The 18803-nt window shown below is 64.8% G+C and carries 16 protein-coding genes; 1 reads left to right on the top strand and 15 read right to left on the bottom strand.

The genetic code is table 11. From position 1 onward, the window contains the following. Positions 1-14: 14 nt before the first annotated feature. The 15 genes from ftsA to mraZ form a co-directional block, all read right to left on the bottom strand. Complete coding sequence (gene ftsA, locus DPM35_RS10230) at positions 15-1322, bottom strand: cell division protein FtsA (RefSeq protein ID WP_112127201.1); 1308 nt, start codon at positions 1320-1322, stop codon at positions 15-17. Continuing rightward, the gene (locus DPM35_RS10225; RefSeq protein WP_112127200.1) at positions 1319-2263 is read right to left on the bottom strand and encodes a cell division protein FtsQ/DivIB; all 945 of its coding nucleotides are present in this window, start codon (positions 2261-2263) and stop codon (positions 1319-1321) included. Before DPM35_RS10225 ends, ftsA begins: the two co-directional genes overlap by 4 nt. Further along, on the bottom strand, positions 2251-3177 hold the full coding sequence (locus DPM35_RS10220; protein WP_112127199.1) for a D-alanine--D-alanine ligase: 927 nt from the start codon (positions 3175-3177) through the stop codon (positions 2251-2253). Before DPM35_RS10220 ends, DPM35_RS10225 begins: the two co-directional genes overlap by 13 nt. 309 nt (positions 3178-3486) lie before the next feature. Then, a complete protein-coding gene (murB, locus tag DPM35_RS10215; protein WP_112127198.1) occupies positions 3487-4452 on the bottom strand; it encodes a UDP-N-acetylmuramate dehydrogenase in 966 nt (321 codons plus the stop codon). Then, complete coding sequence (gene murC, locus DPM35_RS10210) at positions 4449-5855, bottom strand: UDP-N-acetylmuramate--L-alanine ligase (RefSeq protein ID WP_112127197.1); 1407 nt, start codon at positions 5853-5855, stop codon at positions 4449-4451. The genes murB and murC overlap by 4 nt, the downstream gene beginning before the upstream one ends. After that, positions 5852-6976, bottom strand: coding sequence for an undecaprenyldiphospho-muramoylpentapeptide beta-N-acetylglucosaminyltransferase (gene murG, locus DPM35_RS10205; protein ID WP_112127196.1), 1125 nt, complete (start codon positions 6974-6976; stop codon positions 5852-5854). Before murG ends, murC begins: the two co-directional genes overlap by 4 nt. Positions 6977-6982: 6 nt before the next feature. Next, complete coding sequence (ftsW, locus tag DPM35_RS10200) at positions 6983-8134, bottom strand: putative lipid II flippase FtsW (RefSeq protein ID WP_112127195.1); 1152 nt, start codon at positions 8132-8134, stop codon at positions 6983-6985. Next, on the bottom strand, positions 8134-9537 hold the full coding sequence (murD, locus tag DPM35_RS10195; RefSeq protein WP_112127194.1) for a UDP-N-acetylmuramoyl-L-alanine--D-glutamate ligase: 1404 nt from the start codon (positions 9535-9537) through the stop codon (positions 8134-8136). The genes ftsW and murD overlap by 1 nt, the downstream gene beginning before the upstream one ends. 9 nt (positions 9538-9546) lie before the next feature. Then, positions 9547-10629, bottom strand: a complete 1083-nt coding sequence (gene mraY / locus DPM35_RS10190; RefSeq protein ID WP_042637735.1) for a phospho-N-acetylmuramoyl-pentapeptide-transferase — start codon at positions 10627-10629, stop codon at positions 9547-9549. A 26-nt stretch (positions 10630-10655) separates the two neighbouring features. Next, on the bottom strand, positions 10656-12089 hold the full coding sequence (locus DPM35_RS10185; RefSeq protein ID WP_112127193.1) for a UDP-N-acetylmuramoylalanyl-D-glutamyl-2,6-diaminopimelate--D-alanyl-D-alanine ligase: 1434 nt from the start codon (positions 12087-12089) through the stop codon (positions 10656-10658). Continuing rightward, on the bottom strand, positions 12086-13540 hold the full coding sequence (locus tag DPM35_RS10180) for a UDP-N-acetylmuramoyl-L-alanyl-D-glutamate--2,6-diaminopimelate ligase (RefSeq protein WP_112127192.1): 1455 nt from the start codon (positions 13538-13540) through the stop codon (positions 12086-12088). The genes DPM35_RS10185 and DPM35_RS10180 overlap by 4 nt, the downstream gene beginning before the upstream one ends. A gap of 54 nt (positions 13541-13594) precedes the next feature. Beyond that, entirely contained in the window at positions 13595-15319 is a 1725-nt protein-coding gene (locus DPM35_RS10175; protein WP_112127191.1) for a peptidoglycan D,D-transpeptidase FtsI family protein, read from the bottom strand. Continuing rightward, positions 15316-15711 (bottom strand): cell division protein FtsL, encoded by a 396-nt coding sequence (gene ftsL, locus DPM35_RS10170; RefSeq protein ID WP_112127190.1) that lies wholly within the window; start codon positions 15709-15711, stop codon positions 15316-15318. Before ftsL ends, DPM35_RS10175 begins: the two co-directional genes overlap by 4 nt. Before the next feature lie 4 nt (positions 15712-15715). Further along, complete coding sequence (gene rsmH, locus DPM35_RS10165; protein ID WP_112127189.1) at positions 15716-16732, bottom strand: 16S rRNA (cytosine(1402)-N(4))-methyltransferase RsmH; 1017 nt, start codon at positions 16730-16732, stop codon at positions 15716-15718. Then, positions 16729-17187, bottom strand: a complete 459-nt coding sequence (gene mraZ / locus DPM35_RS10160) for a division/cell wall cluster transcriptional repressor MraZ (RefSeq protein ID WP_095815658.1) — start codon at positions 17185-17187, stop codon at positions 16729-16731. Before mraZ ends, rsmH begins: the two co-directional genes overlap by 4 nt. A 399-nt stretch (positions 17188-17586) precedes the next feature. On the opposite strand from mraZ, the gene DPM35_RS10155 reads away from it, so the two are divergent. Beyond that, positions 17587-18702, top strand: coding sequence for a cystathionine gamma-lyase (locus tag DPM35_RS10155; protein ID WP_112127188.1), 1116 nt, complete (start codon positions 17587-17589; stop codon positions 18700-18702). The last annotated feature ends 101 nt before the right edge of the window (positions 18703-18803 follow it).

Raw genomic sequence — 18803 nt, 5'->3', positions numbered from 1 at the left:
CTGTCCCCGTCAAATTAAAAACTGTCTCTCAACCACTGACTCATGCGATGCAGTCTTCCGCCCGTTCCGGTCATCCTGAAACCGGAAAGTCCTTTCGCCGAATGGCTCTCGAAGCTCGCCATCTGCGGGTAGATCATCAATCCGACCGGGGTCGAGAACGCTGGTCCCTTGGCCGCCTCCGGCAGGCCCGCTACGCCGAGCGGACGGCCGATGCGCACATTGCGCCCGAGAATGCGGCGCGCCGCTTCCGGCAGGCCGGCGAGTTGGCTGGCGCCTCCGGTAAGCACGACGCGCTTTCCCACGGCATTGCCGTAGCCGGACTTGTTCAGCCGGTCGCGCAAAAGCTCGAGCGTTTCGTCGATGCGCGCACGGATGATGCGCGTCATCACCGAGCGCGGTATCTGCGACGGCACATCGCCTTCCTCGCCGATCGGCTGGATCGAGACGAGGTCGCGGTCGTCGGCGCTGCCGGGCAGCGCCGAGCCATGCATCACCTTCAGCCGCTCCGCCGCATCGAGCGAAGTCGACAGGCCCTTGGCCATGTCGAGCGTCACATGGTTGCCGCCGATGGCAATGGCGTCGCCATGGATGAACTTGCCTTCCGAGAAGACCGAGATGGTCGTCGTGCCGCCGCCCATGTCGATGCAGGCGGCCCCCATTTCGAGTTCGTCGTCGACCAGCGAGGCAAGCCCGCTGGCATAGGGCGTCGCCACCATGCGCTCGACCGACAGATGCGAGCGGTTGATGCAAAGCTCGAGATTGCGCATCGGCGCCGCGTCGCCCGTCAGCACATGCATGTCGACACCAAGCGCATCGCCCACCATGCCGCGCGGGTCGCGCATGCCGCGCTCACCGTCGAGCGAGAAGCCGACGGGCAGCGAATGGATCACCTCGCGCTCGGCTCTCAGCGCCTGCTTGGCGCCGGCGGCGAGCACGCGCTTGATATCGACTTCCTCGACCTGATGACCGCCGAGATTGATGGTCGCCGAGAAGGCCTCGCTCTTCAGCCGGCCCGCCGTCATGTTGACGATGAGGGAATCGACCGTGAGCCCGGCCATACGCTCGGCCGCGTCGACGGCAAGCCTGATGGCATGCTCGGCGCGATCGAGATCCACCACCACGCCGGATTTCACGCCCTGCGACTTCTGGTGGCCGATGCCGATCACCTGGATACGATGCGATCGCCCGCGCAGCAGCTTGCCGTCCTCGTTGGGCTTCAGCTTCGCCACAACGCAGCAAACCTTGCTGGAGCCGACGTCGAGCACCGTGAGCGTGCCCGACCGGCGCGAAGATTGATCACCGCCGCCGCCAAGCCAGCTCATATCTTCGTCTCCGCCTTGCGCTTGGCCAGGTTCTTCGGCTTGTCGCTGAGCGCGGCTTCGCGCTGCGTGGCCGCCTCCGGCGAAAGCTCCACGACCAGCCGGTCGGGGAGCCGCATGTCGACGGCGGCGATGTCGCGCGTCAAAAGCCCGTTGTCATGGTCGATCTTGACGAGCTCGGCGATCGCTTGGTCCTCGTCGTCTTCGGGCAGCTTGATCGTGATGCCGTTCTCAAGCCTCAGGTCCCAGCGGCGCTCGCCGACACGGATATAACCTTTGATCCGCGCCGCAAGCTCGGGATAGCGCTCGATCTTGGCGAGGAAGGCCGGCGCCATCGCCGGCGCGCCCGCGCCGATGATCAGAGGGAGCAGCGCCTGCTTGCCGCCCGAGAACGGCGCGATCACCTCGCCGGACCGCTCGATCACTGAAACCGATGTGCCCTGCTGCCAGAGCGCGAAGGGCTCGCGCTCCTCGATTCGCACTTCCAGCGTATGAGGGTAGATCTTGCGCACCGCCGCGCCCTCGACCCAGGGCAGCGTCGCGATGCGCTCGCGCGCGGCCTCGGCATCGAAGCCGATCAGCGAGGTCCAGCCGTCGAGGCCGAGCCGGTCGAGCACGTCGATTTCGGACGTCTGACGGTTGCCGACCACTTTGATCTGGTCGACGGCAAAGCCGGTGCGGGCCGTGATGCCCTGCACGACGCTGTCGGAGTAGCCGCCGAGAAAAGCGCCATAGGCGCTGCTCGACGCGATGAGCGCAGCGGAAAGGATCGTCGCCGAAAAGCGCGGCGCCTCGTACTCGCCGCCACACAGGCGCGCCAGCACACGCACCGGCCGGCGAAGCTGACGCGGCAAGACGAAACGGTCGAATGACAGCGGCACGCCGAACAGCGCGGGACCAGCCGCATTGCCGCCATTACCCTGTCCCCACCTCAACGCAGACACGAAGCGTCCTCCACCATCCAACTCAACAAATCGCCGAACGAGTGCCCCGCTTGCGCGGCGATTTCGGGCACCAGAGACGTCGGCGTCATGCCCGGCTGAGTGTTGACCTCGAGCCAGACAACCTCGCCGTTTTCGGAGTGACGGTCGTCGTAACGGAAGTCCGATCGGGAGACGCCCCGGCAACCAATGGCAAGATGAGCCTTGAGGGCCAGTGTCTGTATTTTTTGGTAAATATTCGGTGAAATTTTAGCAGGGATTTCGTGTTTTGATCCGCCAGGCACGTATTTTGAGTCGTAGTCGTAGAAGGAATGCCCGGTCGGAATGATCTCGCAGACGCCGAGCGCCACATCGCCCATCACCGCGCAGGTCAATTCGCGTCCATGGACGTAGCGCTCGACCATGACGGTCTCGCCATATTGCCACTCAGTTGAGCCGATCACCTGCGGCGGATGCGACTGCCCCTCATGCACAATGACGACGCCGAAGCTCGACCCCTCATTGACCGGCTTGACCACATAAGGCGGCTTCATCGGGTGCACATCCTTGACGGCGAAGCGATTGACCACCTTGGATTCCGCGACCGGAATGCCGGCCGCCTTGGCGACTTTCTTGGCCTGCTCCTTGTTCATGGCCAGCGCCGAAGCGAGCACGCCCGAGTGGGTGTAGGGGATTGCGAGATATTCGAGAATTCCCTGGATGGTGCCGTCCTCGCCAAACGGGCCATGCAGCGCATTGAAGGCAACATCGGGCTTGAGCTCGGCAAGCACAGACCCGACATCGCGCGAAACATCGACGCGGGTGACCTGATAGCCTTCAGTCTCGAGCGCATCCGCACACGCCTTCCCCGAGGACAGAGACACGGGCCGCTCCGAGGAAAATCCCCCCAGGAGAACAGCCACATGCTTCTTCTTCATTCCCGTCACCCCTCTCACGCCGGGCCTGCAACCGATATTCCCGCACCACATTCCCGAGCATTGAGTCCGAGTCTTCCGGCAGGTTGCCCCCCCAGACGGAAAACGCGACTGAACGCGTCGAACGACTCAAATCAGGAAACGCTTCAGGGCAGAGAATCAGAGAGTTGATTCGCTGGCAAGTGCCTATGATTCCGAGAGATTCACTTTCCGCGAAAACAGTCGAGAAAATGTGTTGTTGAGTCTTCGCAGCAACGGTTGACGCCGCCGCGAGGCGCGGAAGTTCAAGCATCACATGAACTTCAACAGGCGCTAGAGGAGCTGCCCGAGGAACTCCTGCACCTCATGTCCGGGCCGGAAATTGCCGAGACGCTTGATCTCCCAGTGCAGCCGGATGCCGGAATTCTCGAGCACGCGCGCGCGCACCGTCTCGCCAAGATATTCGAGGTCATAGCCGGTCGCGGTGCCGGTGTTGATCATGAAGTTGCAATGCATCGGCGACATCTGCGCGCCGCCGATCATCAGCCCGCGGCAGCCGGCCTTGTCGATTTCCTTCCAGGCCGAGGTGCCTTCCGGATTCTTGAAGGTCGAGCCGCCGGTTTTCTCGCGGATCGGCTGCACCGTCTCGCGATGGTTCTGCACGGCATCCATCGCCGCCTTGATCGCCGCCTTGTCTTCCGGAAACCCTTCGAAGATGGCTGAAGTGAAGATCAACCCGGCAGGCGCGGACGAGTGGCGGTAGGCATAACCCATATCGGCATTGCTGAGCGTGTAGAGATTGCCCTTGCGGTCCAGCGCCGTCACCTCGACGACCCGCTCCCGGGTCTCGACGCCGTTGGCGCCCGCATTCATCCGCAGCGCGCCGCCAATGGCGCCGGGGATGCCGTGGTAGAAATGGAAGCCGCCGATGCCGGCTTCATGCGCCACGGCGGCGACACGTTTGTCAGGTGTTGCAGCACCTGCTTTGATCGTCGTCGGTCCGGTGGCCTCGGCCTCGCCAAAACCCTTGGCCGAGAGCCTGATGACGAAACCGGCAATGCCGCCGTCACGCACCAGGAGGTTCGAGCCGACGCCGACCACCATGACCGGCACCTCTTCCGGCACCGCGCGCAGGAAGGCGGCAAGGTCTTCCTCGTCGGCCGGCTGGAATAGCGCCTCCGCCAGGCCGCCGGCGCGGAACCAGGTGATCTTGTCCATCTCGGCGTTCGGCGTGATGCGGCCGCGCAGGCCCGAAAGCTTGTCGCCGAGCTTGTTGATGAGATCCTGGCCGCGCATCATGAGGGCGTCCCGCCAAGTTCCTTGGGCAGCGCGTAAGCCCATTGCGTGATGTTGCCGGCGCCAAGGAAGACGATGAAATCGCCGGGCTTGGCAAGCTCGCGAATGGCCGGCGCGATGGCCGCCGGGCCATCGATATAGCGCGCGTCGCGATGGCCGCCGGAACGGATGCGCGCAACCAGCGCATCAGAGGTCACGCCTTCGATAGGCTCCTCGCCGGCCGCATAGACCGGCGCCACCATCACCGTATCCGCGTCGTTGAAGCAGACGGAGAATTCGTTGAACAGGTCGTGCAGCCGGGTGAAGCGATGCGGTTGCGCGATGGCAATCACGCGCCCTTTGGTGGCGCTGCGCGCGGCCTTGAGCACCGCCGCGATCTCCACCGGGTGGTGGCCGTAATCGTCGAACACCTCGACACCGTTCCACGAGCCGGTGTGTGTGAAGCGCCGCTTGACGCCGGCGAAGGACGACAGACCCTTCTTGATCGCGTCATCCGACAAGCCGAGTTCGTGCGCGACCGCGATCGCCGCCGTCGCGTTGGAGACGTTATGCTTGCCCGGCATGGGCAGGCGCAGGCCGGTTATCGTCGCGGTGCCGCGCCCCTTGCGGTCGCGGATCACCACGTCGAATTCCGAGGTCGCGCCCAGCATGCGATGGTTGGTGAAGCGAACATCGGCCTGCGCGTTCTCGCCATAAGTGATGACGCGCCGGTCCTCGATACGGCCGACCAGCGCCTGCACTTCCGGATGGTCGGTGCACATCACGCCGAAGCCGTAGAACGGCACGTTCTCCACGAACTGGCGAAAAGCTTCGCGCACCTTGTCGAAGCTGCCATAGTGGTCGAGATGCTCGGGATCGATATTGGTGACGACGGCAATGTCTGCCGGCAGTTTCAGGAAGGTGCCGTCGCTTTCGTCTGCTTCGACCACCATCCACTCGCCATCACCCATGCGCGCATTGGTGCCATAGGCGTTGATGATGCCGCCATTGATGACGGTTGGGTCGAGCCCGCCGGCCTCGAGCAGCGTTGCCACCATCGAGGTGGTCGTCGTCTTGCCATGTGTGCCGCCGATGGCGACCGCCTGGCGGAAGCGCATCAGTTCGGCCAGCATCTCGGCCCGGCGCACGATGGGAAGCAACTTCTCCCGCGCGGCCTTCAGTTCCGGGTTGGATTTCTTGATCGCGGTCGAAACGACGACGACTTCGGCATCGCCGAGATTCTCGGCCTTGTGGCCGACGAAGCATTCGATGCCCTTGTCGCGCAGCCGCTGCACATTGGCGCCGTCGGCCTGGTCGGACCCCTGCACCTTGTAGCCGAGATTGTGCAGCACCTCGGCGATGCCGCTCATGCCGATGCCGCCGATGCCGATGAAATGCACAAGGCCGATCGTCTGCGGCATCTTCATGCGCGCGTCCTCCTGTAGTCCGAAACCGTTTTGCCGGACGCAATAGCCTCTGTCAGATCGGCGAGCAACCGCGCCGCGTTCGGTTTCCCTGCCGAACGAGCCGCGGCGGCCATGGCCATCAGCCGATCCGGATCCTGCATCAGCCCGCCGACCAGTTGCGCAATCCGTTCGGCCGACAGCGTCGACTGCGGATGGAGCTCGGCGCCGCCGGCGGCTGCAAGGGCCGCTGCATTCGCCGCCTGGTCGTGGTCGAGCGCGTGCGGATAAGGAACCAGCAGCGCCGGCCGGCCGATGACCGCGATCTCCGAAACCGTGGAGGCGCCGGAGCGCGACATCACCAGATGCGACGCCGCCATGCGCGCCGCCATGTCGGTAAAGAAGGGCGAGACCTGGACGTCGACGCCGAGTTCGGCATAAGCCGCCTTCACCCGCGCCACATCCTCCGCGCGCGCCTGCTGCGTGATCACCAGCCGCTTGCGCAGGTCTTGCGGCAGCAGCGCGACCGCCGCGGGAACCGCATCGGAAAAGAACTGCGCGCCCTGGCTGCCGCCGAACACCAGCAAGCGCAACGGCTCGCCCTCTTTCGACGCTGCATAGGGTGTCTTCGCTGCCTCGAGCACCTGCGGCCTGACCGGATTGCCGGTGGTCACCGTCTTTGCACCGTCGGCGCTCGCGCCTTCCGGCAGGAAGCCGCCGGCAATCGCGTCGACGCGGCCGGCAAGCGCCTTGTTGGCGCGGCCCATGACGGCGTTCTGCTCGTGGATCAGCGTGGGCACCTTGCGCCTTGTCGCCGCATAGAGCGGCGGCAGCGTCGGATAGCCGCCGAAGCCGACGACCGCCTCCGGTTTGATCCGGGCGATGATCCGGCTTGCTTCGCGCACGCCCTGCCAGATCTTCCAGAACGCCGAGATCACGGCGACCGGATTTTTCGAGCCCAGCGTCGCCGACGGGATCGCGTGGATGTCGGCGGCGGGAAACTGTCCGGAATAGCGCTCGGCGCGCCGGTCGGTGGCAAGATGCACCTTCCAGCCGCGTTCGATCAGCTCATGCGCGAGCGCCTCGGCCGGAAACAGGTGTCCGCCCGTTCCGCCGGCTGCAAGCAGGATGACACCCTTCGCCATCCCGCCTCATTCCGCCGGGATTGCGCGCTGCGCGAGGACGAAGCCCATCTGCTTGCGCTTTTCCGGACGCTTGCGCGTCAATGCCAGCACCATGCCCATCGAGACGGCGATGGCGATCTGCGAGGAGCCGCCGTAGGAGATGAAGGGCAGCGTCATGCCCTTGGCGGGCATCAGTTGCAGGTTCACGCACATGTTGATGGCCGACTGCAAGCCGAAGATGGTGACGAGACCGCCCACCGCGTACCGGGTGAAATCGTCGTGCTCCTTGAGCGCGATGCTCAAGCCGCGCAGCACGATGAAGGCGAAGATCGACATAATGAAGAAGCACATGATCAGGCCGAACTCCTCGCCCGCGACCGAGAACACGAAGTCGGTATGAGCATCCGGAACAATGCGCTTGACGGTTCCCTCGCCCGGCCCAACGCCGAACCAGCTGCCGTTGATCAGTGCCTCGCGCCCCATATCGACCTGAAACGTATCGCCCTCGCCGGTCAGGAACTTGTTGATGCGCAGGGCAACGTGCGGGAACACCGTATAAGCGGCGAACAGGCCAGTCGCGCCAGTGATGCCGAGGGCCATGATCCACAGCCACGGCAGGCCGGCCATGAAGAACATAACGCCCCAGGTGCCGGTGACCAGCATGGTCTGGCCAAGATCGGGCTGGGCGACCAGAAGAGAAACCACAAGGACCAGAAGCAGGAGGGCGAATAGATTGCCGGGGATGTCGAGCTGGCGCTTGTGCTCGGCAAACAGCCACGCGCAGATGATGACGAAGGCCGGCTTGAGGAACTCGGACGGCTGGATGGACAGGCCGGCAAGCGACACCCAGCGGCGCGCGCCCTTCACCTCGACGCCAACGTAGAGCACCGCCACCATCAGCACCAGCATGACACAGATCAGCACCAGCGACATGCGCCTTATCTGCCTTGCCTGCAGAAAAGAGACCGCCAGCATCACGACAAGCGCCGGGATGGTGAAAATGATCTGCCTGGTGGCGAAGTGAAAGCTGCTGAGGCCGATGCGTTCGGCCACCGCGGGGCTGGCGGCAAAGGACAACACGATGCCCAGTCCCATCAGCGACAGGAACGCCGCCAGGAACCAGCGATCGATGGTCCACCACCAGGTGGCGACAGGACTTTTGTCGAGACGGCTTTGCATCAACGTGGCCCTCCGATGGGTTTCACACCATCAATAGCAGTCGCAGCTTGCCTGAAGGCTTCGCCGCGAACTTCGAAATTCTTGAACTGGTCGAAACTGGCGCAAGCCGGCGAAAGCAGCACCACTGCCTCGCCGCCGGCGTCGTTTGCCGCGTCGCGGGCGGCGTGCTCGACCGCCGCCGCCAGCGTTCCTGATATCTCGTAGGGCACGGCCTCGCCGAGCGTCGCCGCAAAGGCGGGCGCCGCCTCGCCGATCAGATAGGCCTTGGCGATGCGCGGGAAGAAGCCGCGCAACGGCTCGATGCCGCCTTCCTTGGGCAGGCCGCCGGCGATCCAGTAGATACGGTTGGCAAAGCTCGACAGCGCGGGAGCAGCCGCGTCGGCATTGGTCGCCTTGGAATCGTTGACGAACAGCACATGACCCTTGCGGCCGACCTGTTCCATGCGGTGCGCCAGTCCGGGGAAGCTCTCGAGCCCGGCCTGGATCTCGCCGAGCTCGAGCCCGACCTTGAGGCAGGCGGCGACGGCGGCCAGCGCGTTCTGGGCATTGTGCTGGCCACGCAGCGAGCCGATGCCCTCGAGGAAGGCGACGCGGCTGTAGCGGCCGTGCACGGCTTCCATCAGATTGGTGCCGTCGGCGAAATAGCCGTCGGTAAGCGGCAGGCGCTTGGAAATGCGGATGACCTGCCGCCCTGCCCGCTCGAGCCGGTCGGCGATCTGGGCGCCCCAGGAATCGTCGACGCCGACGATCGCGGTGTCCGAGCCGGCGACCAGCCTTTCCTTGATCGAGGCGTAATGCGCCATCGTGCCGTGCCGGTCCAGATGATCGGGCGTCAGGTTGAGCAGGATGCCGGCGGTCGGGTTGATCGAGGGCGCAAGATCGATCTGGTAGGACGAGCACTCCACCACATAGTGCCGCTTCGGTTCGGGCGGATCGAGCGTCATGATTGCGCGGCCGATATTGCCGCCCATCTGCGTGTCGCGTCCCGCCGACTTCAATATATGCGCCGTCAGCGCCGTGGTCGTCGACTTGCCGTTGGTACCGGTGATCGCGATGAAGGGTGCTTCCGGCGCGTGGGCGATCCGCTCGCGGCAGAACAGCTCGATATCGCCGATCACCTCGACGCCGGCGCCGCGCGCGAGCTCCACCGTCCAATGCGGCTTCGGATGCGTCAGCGGCACCCCCGGCGACAGCACGAAAGCGGCGAAGCGCGGCCAGTCGGCGGCGCGCAGGTCACCTGTCGCAATGCCCGCGGCCGCTGCCCTGGCGACACTTTCAGGATTGTCGTCCCAGGCCAGCACCTCGGCGCCGCCCGCGATCAGCGCATGCGCGGTGGCGATTCCGGAGCCGCCAAGCCCGAAGAGCGAAACGCGTTTGCCTGAAAAGGAAGCGGCGGGAATCAAGCGGGCATCCTATCTGAGCTTGAGGGTGGAGAGGCCGACCAGCGCCAGGATGACGGCAATGATCCAGAAGCGGATCACCACCTGGCTTTCGGTCCAGCCGAGCTTTTCGAAATGGTGGTGGATCGGCGCCATCAGGAAGACGCGCTTGCCGGTCATCTTGAAATAGCCGACCTGAATGATGACCGAGAAGATTTCGACCACGAACAGGCCGCCGACGATGACCAGCACGATCTCGTGCTTGGTTGCGACGGCGATGGTGCCGATCAGGCCGCCCATCGCCAGCGAGCCGGTGTCGCCCATGAAGATCGCGGCCGGCGGGGCGTTGAACCAGAGGAAGCCGAGGCCGGCGCCGATCACCGCGCCGAGCACAACGGCAAGCTCACCGGTGCCGGGGACGAAATGGATCTGCAGATATTCGGCGAAGACCGCGTTGCCCGAGAGATAGGCGATGACGCCGAAGGACGCGGCCGCGATCATGATCGGCACGATGGCGAGGCCGTCGAGGCCGTCGGTCAGGTTCACCGCATTGCCGGCGCCGACGATGACGAAGCAGGAGAACGGGACGAAGAACCAGCCAAGGTTGATCAGGAATTCCTTGGCGAAGGGGAAGGTCAGCGACGACGAGAACGGCGCCTGGCCGTTATGCATGATCACCCACGCGGCGATGGCCGCGATGACGAATTCGATCGCCAGCCTCGCCTTGCCGGAGAAGCCCAGATGCGACTGCTTGGTGACCTTGAGATAGTCGTCGTAAAAGCCGATCGAACCGAAGCCGACGGTGACCAGCAGCACGACCCAGACATAGATCGAGGAAAGGTTCGCCCATAGGAGCGACGAACCGATGATGCCGGACAGGATCATCAACCCGCCCATGGTCGGCGTTCCAGCCTTCTTGAAATGCGTCTGCGGGCCATCGGCGCGGATCGGTTGGCCCTTGCCTTGCCGCAGGCGCAGCGAATTGATGATCGTCGGCCCGAAGATGAAGACGATCAGCGCCGAGGTGATCAGCGCGCCGCCGGTGCGAAAAGTGATGTAGCGGAAGACGTTGAAGAACGAGATCTTGTCCGCGAAATCGACGAGCAGTGTGAACATGGTCCTTCCGTCCCCCGGAGCCGACCTCAAGTCGGTTCAATGTTTGTGGCTTCCGCCGGAAATTTGCCGAGCAACGCCTCGACCAGCTTTGAAAACCCGATGCCTTTCGACGATTTGACCATCACCACGTCGCCGGGCCTGAGTGCTGCGATCACGATCGGCTTCAGTTCCTCGACGCCTGCCCGATACTCGGTCTGGACATCGGCCGGCAAAACCCCGGCCAGCGCCTGCATTTCCGGCCCACCGAGAAAGACGTTGCGCGTGCCTGTGCCGACGATCAGTTCAGCCAGTGCCGCATGGAGCTTCGCCGAATGGCTGCCAAGCTCCAGCATGTCGCCAAGCACCGCGATGCGCCGGCCCTCGCCCGAGACGGGCGTGGCGTTGAGAAGCGCCATCGCCGCCGCCATGGACGCCGGATTGGCGTTGTAGCTCTCGTCGATCAGCGTGATCGGCCCGTTTGGATGGTGCAGGACATGGCGCCGGCCGCGCCCCCGTTCGGCCGACAGGTCGGCAAGCGCCGCCGCAACCTTGTCGAGATCGGCGCCGACCAGTTGCGCGGCGCCGAGCACCGCCAGCACGTTCTGGACGATATGGCGGCCGGGCGCCCCGACACGGGCGGTCAGGTCCTTCTTGCCGATCTTGACGACGATGTCGGAATGGTCGGCATGAAGCTCGCAGCCGACAAGTCGGAAGGCCGAGCGGACATTTTCGCCGAAGCCGAAGACATGCTCGACGCCCGCCTCTTTCGCCATTTTCCCGAGCAGCTTCCAGCGCGGGTCGTCGCGGTTGAGCAGCGCGGCGCCGCCGGGCTCGATCCCCTCGAAAACCTCGGCCTTGGCCATGGCGATCTCGTCGAGATTCTTGAAGAAACCGAGATGGGCGGCAGCAATGATAGTCACGATGGCGACATGCGGCCTGACCATCTTGACCAGCGGCCTGATCTCGCCGGGATGGTTCATGCCGATCTCGAAGACCGCGTAGTCGCAGTCCTGCGGCATGCGGGCGAGCGTCAGCGGCACGCCCCAATGATTGTTGAATGACTGCGCCGAGGCGTGCACCTTGCCGACCGCCGACAACACATGGCGCAGCGCTTCCTTGGTGGTCGTCTTGCCGGCGGAACCGGTGACCGCGATGATCCCGGCCTTCGAGCGCGCGCGGGCCGCAACGCCGAGCTTCTCGAGGGCCGCAAGCACGTCCTGCACGACGATCATCGGCGCCGTCAGCCGGCCGAGCGAGGGCAGCTTGCTCTCGGCGACGACCAGCACGGCCGCTCCGGCCTTGACCGCGGCGGTCGCGAAATCATGGCCGTCCATCGCCTCGCCCTTGATGGCGAAGAAGGCGTTTCCCGGCTCCAGGCTGCGGCTGTCGATCGAAATACCGGTGATGCCTTCCGGCAACGAGCCGATTGGCCTGCCGCCCATGGCCTCGACCAGCGCTTCCGACGTCCACAGCAGGCTCATGCGGCGCGCTCCTTCAGCGCATCGCGCACTTCCTCGTGGTCGGAGAAGTGGAAGGTCTGGACGCCGACGGTCTGGCCTTCCTCATGCCCCTTGCCGGCGACGATGAGCGTATCGCCGGCGCGCAGCATCGCCACCGCCTCATGGATCGCCTTGCGGCGATCGCCGATCTCGATGGCGCCGGGCGCTGCGGCGAGAATGGCCGCGCGGATGGTCTCCGGCACTTCCGTGCGTGGATTGTCGTCGGTGACGATGACGATATCGGCGAGCCGCGTCGCGATCTCGCCCATGATCGGCCTTTTCCCCCGGTCGCGGTCGCCGCCGCAGCCGAACACCACGACGACGCGACCCGTGGTGAAAGGCCGGACCGAGGTCAGCACGTTTTCCAGAGCATCGGGCTTGTGGGCATAGTCGACATAGACAGGGGCGCCGGCGGCGGTGGTGCCGACAAGATCGAGCCGGCCCGGCGCGCCTTTCAATTTCTCCAATGCCGTCAGGGCCTTGGCCGCAGGCGTTCCGGTCGCGATGGCAAGCCCGGCCGAGACCAGCGCGTTGGCGATCTGGAAATCGCCTGCCAAGGGCAGGTCGACCTCGTGCAGCATGCCGTCCGCCACAATCTCGGCACGCTGGCGATGGCGCTCATGCTCGACCCGCTTGAGCGTCAGGAAATCGCCATGGCGACCGACGGTCAGGACCTTGAGGCCCGCCGCCTTTGCAGCTTTGATGGTCGGCTCCGACCAGGGATCGTCGGCAAAGACGATCGCGGGGGCGCCCTTCGGCAGCAGCGTGTCGAACAGACGCAGCTTGGCGCGGTGATAATCCTCGACGGTCGGATGGTAGTCCATGTGGTCGCGGCCGAGATTGGTGAAGGCGCCGGCCGCGAGCTTCACGCCGTCGAGACGACGCTGGTCGAGGCCGTGGCTCGAGGCTTCCATCGAGGCGTGGGTGACGCCCGCATCCGCCAGTTCCTTGAGCAACCGGTGCAACGCCACCGGATCGGGCGTCGTCAATGAGCCATATTCGTTGCGGCCGGGCGCAACCACACCGGTCGTGCCGATCGAGGCGGCGGCAAAGCCCGCCTGCTCCCAGATCTGGCGGGTGAAAGCAGCGACGGATGTCTTGCCGGCGGTGCCAGTGACGGCGACCATGGTCTCAGGCTGGCGGCCGAAGAAGCGCGCGGCGGCGAGCGCCAGTGCATGGCGCGGATCATCGACAACAAGAACCGGGATAGACAGGCCGGAAACCGCCGCGCCCTTGCCCGCAACGACGGCGGCGGCACCCCGGCTGGCGGCATCGGCGGCATAGGCCGAGCCATCGGCCTTGCTGCCGGCTAGCGCGAAGAAGACCACGCCGGCCTTGACCGAGCGGGAATCGGAGGAAAGTCCGGTAACCTCCAGATCGCGGGAAGCTGTTCCCTCGACAGGCAGGATACCGGCTAGATCTTTTAGATGCATTGAGTCCCGTTCACCGCAACAAAATAGCGCGCAGTTGCCGGCGCGCCCCAAGAATCACTGATAGGAAACCAGCGTTGCACCATTTTCATGGCTGAAATCTGGCTTCACGCCAAGCATGGCCGCCGAGCGCCTGATGATATTGCCGGCGATAACCCCCGCATTGTTGGCGGCGACGTCCGTCATCCCGGGCTTTTCCGGATGCGGAGCGTCGGCGATGGTGAATACCAGAAATTGCGGATCGTCCATCGGGAAGGCGGCGACGAAGGTATTGAAGTTCAAATCCTTCGAATAGCGGCCGTTGATGACCTTCTCGGCCGTTCCGGTCTTGCCGCCGACGCGGTAGCCGGGGGCCCTGGCGTTTCTGGCCGAGCCCTTTTCGGCGTTGAGCGTGTAAAGGTAACGCATGCCTTCGACCGTCTTGTCGCTGACCACCCTCTTGGCCACCGCCATGGCCTCCTCTTCGCTGCGGACCAGGAATGTCGGCTGGATCAGAAAGCCCTGCATCAGCGCCGCGCAGCCGACAGCGGCCTGCAGCGGCGTCGTCGACACGCCATGACCGAAGGCGATGGTGAACGAATTGACCTGTTTCCAGACCTTAGGCTCGGTCGGGCGCGCGACCTCCGGCAGTTCGGTCTGCATCCTGTCGAGAATGCCGAGGCGGTGCAGGAATTCGCGGTGCCCCTCGATGCCGACGAGCTCGGCCTCCCTGGCCGAGCCGATGTTGGACGAATAGAGGAACACCTCCGGCAGCGACAGCACGCGGTTCTTGCCGTGGAAATCGTGGATGGCCTGATGGCCGACCCGGATCGGATGCGACGCGTCGAAGCGGCTGTTCATCGTCGCCTTGCCGGAATCGAGCGCCATCGCCGAGGTGAAGCTCTTGAAGGTCGAGCCCATCTCGTAGAGGCCCGCCGACATGCGGTTCAGCCGGTCTTTATCCTGGGCATTGTAGGGATTGTTCGGGTCGAAGTCCGGCACCGAGGCCATCGCCATCACTTCGCCCGTCTTGATGTTCAGCACGACAGCGCCGGCGCCCATGGCGCGATAGCGCTCCAGGCCGGCGGCGATCTCGTCGCGCACCACATGCTGGACGCGCAGATCGATCGAAAGCCTGACAGGCTTGAGGTCCTTGGCAATGGCGAGGCCCGACGCCTGCAGGTCGCTCAGCCCCTGCTCGTCGATATACTTCTCCATGCCGGAGATGCCTTGGTTGTCGATATTGGTCAGGCCGACGACATAGGACGAGGTCTCGCCGCTCGGATAGAAGCGGCGCTTTTCGGTGCGGAAGCCGAGGCCGGGAACGCCCAGCGCCATGATGTCGGCCTGCTGCTTCGGCGTCAGCTGGCGCTGCAGCCAGACGAAGCCGGCGCCGCTCTTGAGCTTGCGATAGGTCTGCTCATAGTCGATCTCCGGCAGCACGGTCGACAATTTCTCGATCGCTTCGTCCGCATCGACGATGCGGCGCGGCTCGGCAAACAGCGACGCGGTCTTGATGTCGGTCGCCAGCACTTCGCCGTTACGGTCGACGATATCCGGACGCGACGCGGTGACCCGGCTCTGCGGGCCGTCCGACAGGTCCGGATTCTGCAGCCCGAGATAGACAAGCCTGCCGGCAATCGTCGAATAGATGGTGAAGAACACCGCCATCGTCATGACGATGCGGGTCCTGGCCTTGCCGCCCGTCGCCTTGCGCGCCGCGTCGACGACGATCGAGCCGTCCTCGGCGGTCTTCTTCCGACGCTTCAGCAGGTCACCGATCCTTGGAAGCCTGCCGATCATTGCACAGTGCTCCCCGTGACGACCGGATCCTTGTCGCCCGCAGGTCCATTGCCGGAATTGTCGGCCATGCCGCCAAGCCGCTGCGAGGAGAGGTCCTCGATGGTCACCGGTTTCACCGGAATGTCGTCAAGACCGCCGATCTGGCGGGCGCCAACCGGTTCGAGCCCGAGCTGGCTCTTGTAGACGTCGGCAAGCTTCTGCAGCCGCGACGGCTGGGTAAGCAGGCTCCAATCCGCCTTGAGGAGATCGATCGTGTCTTCCTCGTAGCGGATCTGCGCCTGGATCTTCTGCACGGCCGCCAGTTGCTCCTCGGCCTCGCGCTTGGTCTTGTAGGTCAGGGCCGCGGCCGAGACCATGACGGCGATCAGGACTATGTCGCTGGTACGAAACACGTGCTCACCTCTCTCCCGGCCGTTCGACGGCGGGAAGCTTTGGAAGGCCTAAAATCGAAAAATCGCCCGCGCGCGCCGGCGCTTCGGTCCGTGTCGCCGCACGCAGCCTAGCCGAGCGCGCTCGCGGGTTGGCCGCTATCTCGGCCTCCCCCGGCGTCACGCCGCCGCCAGCTTTACGAAAAGTCGCGGCGCGCTGGGGCGCGTCTGGCATGTGTCGCGAGCCGCTGGCGGCTTCGGACCGGTCGGCGATGAAGCGCTTGACGATGCGGTCTTCCAGGGAGTGGAAGGTCACCACGGCAAGCCGGCCACCGGGCTTCAGCGCCCGCTCGGCCGCCAGCAGCGCCCTTGCAAGCTCGCCAAGCTCGTCATTGACGAAGATGCGCAACGCCTGGAAGACGCGCGTGGCCGGATGGATCTTGTCCTTCGGGCCTCGTCCGATATGCGTTTCAATGGCGTCGGCTAGATCGAGCGTGCGCTCGAAAGGTCTCTTCTCGCGCCGGCTCTCGATCATGCGCGCGATGCGGCCGGCATGGCGCTCCTCGCCGAGAAAGCCGAAGATGCGGGCGAGGTCGCCGGCCTTGAAGGTGTTGACGACGTCGGCGGCGGAAAGCCCCGACTGCGCCATGCGCATGTCGAGCGGCCCATCGGCGCGGAAGGAAAAGCCGCGCTCCGCCTGGTCGAGCTGCATGGAGGAAACGCCGATGTCGAGCACCACGCCGTCGGCGCGTTCGACATATTCGTCCAGCGTCGAGAACGGCGCCTGGACAAGTCTCAGCCGGCCTCCCGCCTGCCGCTCCAGTGCCCTGCCCGCCGTGATCGCGTCCGGGTCGCGGTCGATGGCAACGACGGAGGCGCCGCGATCGAGGATCGCGCTGGTGTAGCCGCCGGCGCCGAATGTCCCGTCGACGATCGTCTCGCCGGCCTTCGGCGCAAGCGCGTCGAGCACCTCGGCAAGGAGGACCGGAATGTGGCGGGCCGGTCCGCCAACGGCGTGATGGTCATCGCCGTGGCCAGCCATCATTCCGATCGCTCCCCGGGCTTCGTCCCCTGCCGAAGCTGCAAAAGCCTGGCGCGCGCCTGCGCCCCATAGGCGGAAAGCCGTCCCGGCTCCCAGATCTGAAAGAAATTGCCGCGGCCGACAAAGGCCACCTCGTTCGAGATGCCCGTATGCTCGCGGATGAAATCGGTCATGGTGATGCGGCCGTCCTGATCGAGCTTCAGGAACGTCCCGTCGCCATGGCAGAAGAACGACATGTCGTCCGCCGTCTGCAGAAAGGGATCCTCCAGCGCGATCCGCTGCTCGTAGCGGTCGAGCAGATCGAGTCCGCCGACATCCATGGCCGGCAGGTCCAGGCAGCGCAGCGCGTAAAGCTCCGAATAGCCGCGTTTCTGAACCACCGCACGGAAATGCGCCGGAACGGAGACCCGCCCCTTCGCATCGATCCTGTTCACCGCGTTTGACAGAAATCGGTCCAATGAACGCTACAGCCGCTTCCGCCGCCGCACCCCTTCCCATGTTGTTCTCCGCGCCCTCGCCGCGCGCGCGGCAAATCGCTTCATCCACCGGGGCGAAAACCGGCAAACGCGCAGCCGCCGCGGCTGCCCGATTGGCGTACGCTTCACCCTGACGCGGAACGAAAGCTTGATGATGTGAACGGGATATCATGGGGTACTATGGGCGTCAACGGGAACAGGCATCACAAACACGCGCATCACAACCAGAAAGCGCAGGCTGAAGGCACGTCTCGTCTTTATCCTCCATTAAGCCTAACGAAGCGTTTAGAGCCCTCTGGCCCAAAAGGACGCAGCTTGCCGCGAACCGCCGCCACGCATAGCGTCGCGGCAACTGCCATTCAGCCGGAGGGATGAAGCCTGATGTCCGAAACAGCGAAGTCCCGCGCCGCGGCGCTTGCCCATTTGCGCAGCAGCGATTTCGCCAAGGGCGACCCGATCCCTCTGCCGCTGACCATGGCATCGATCTTCCACACGCCGGGCGCGGAGGCCGGCTTCGATCAGTATGGCCGCTACGACAATCCGACCTGGCGCGCCGTCGAGCACGCGCTCGGCCACCTCGAAGACGCGCAATGCGTCGCCTTCCCGTCCGGAATGGGCGCGATCTCGTCGGTGTTTTTCGCACTGCTGAAATCAGGCGACCGCGTGCTTCTGCCGTCAGACGGCTATCACGCCACGCGCGCCATGGCCGAGCGCTTCCTCAGCCCCCTCGGCATTGCCTGCGACACCAGGCCGACGCCAAGTTTCCTCGACGGCGGCTTCGATGGTTACCAGCTGGTTTTTGCCGAGACGCCATCCAATCCCCGGCTGGACATCTGCGATATCGCGGCGGTGGCCGAAGCCATCCACAGGCGTGATGGGCTGCTGGTCGTCGACAACACGACGATGACGCCCTTCGGCCAGCGTCCGCTCGACCTCGGCGCCGACATCGTCGTCTCCGCCGACACCAAGGCGGTGAACGGTCATTCCGATGTGCTCTTCGGCCATGTCGCGAGCCGCGATGGCGACCTCATCGCCAAGGTGACCGACTGGCGCGGCCTGGTCGGCGGCATCCCGGGCCCCTTCGAGGCCTGGCTTGTGCATCGCGGGCTGGAAACGCTGGAGGTGCGTTTCGACCGGATGTGTTCCACGGCCGAAACGATCGCGCGCCGGCTGAAGGATCACCGCACGGTCAGCGGCCTGCGCTATCCCGGGCTCGAGGGCGACGCCTCGCACAATCTGGCTCGCGCCCAGATGGATCGCTTCGGCTTCCTGATCTCGTTCGAACTGGCCTCGGAACAGAAGGCCGAGGCGTTCATCGACAATTGCGCGCTGATTGAATCGGCGACTTCCTTCGGCGGCGTGCACACGTCGGCCGAGCGGCGCTCGAAACGCGGCGACGTCGTGCCGCCCGGCTTCGTGCGCCTGTCGGTGGGTTGCGAGCCGGTCGAGGAGCTTTGGCAGGCGATCGAGGCGTCGTTGGACAAAGTCGGCAGTTGAACGAATCTATGCCCGCACTCGGAGCCGGGCTACGGACGCTGAATCCAAAGCTGCGCCTTCCGGTGCAACCTTTTGATTTATATCGCTATCGCCGTAGGGAG

It is taken from the genome of Mesorhizobium atlanticum, assembly GCF_003289965.1.
Lineage (GTDB): Bacteria > Pseudomonadota > Alphaproteobacteria > Rhizobiales > Rhizobiaceae > Mesorhizobium > Mesorhizobium atlanticum.
The sequence above is the reverse complement of the archived record's forward strand: the minus strand, read 5'-3'. Positions and strand labels throughout refer to the sequence as shown.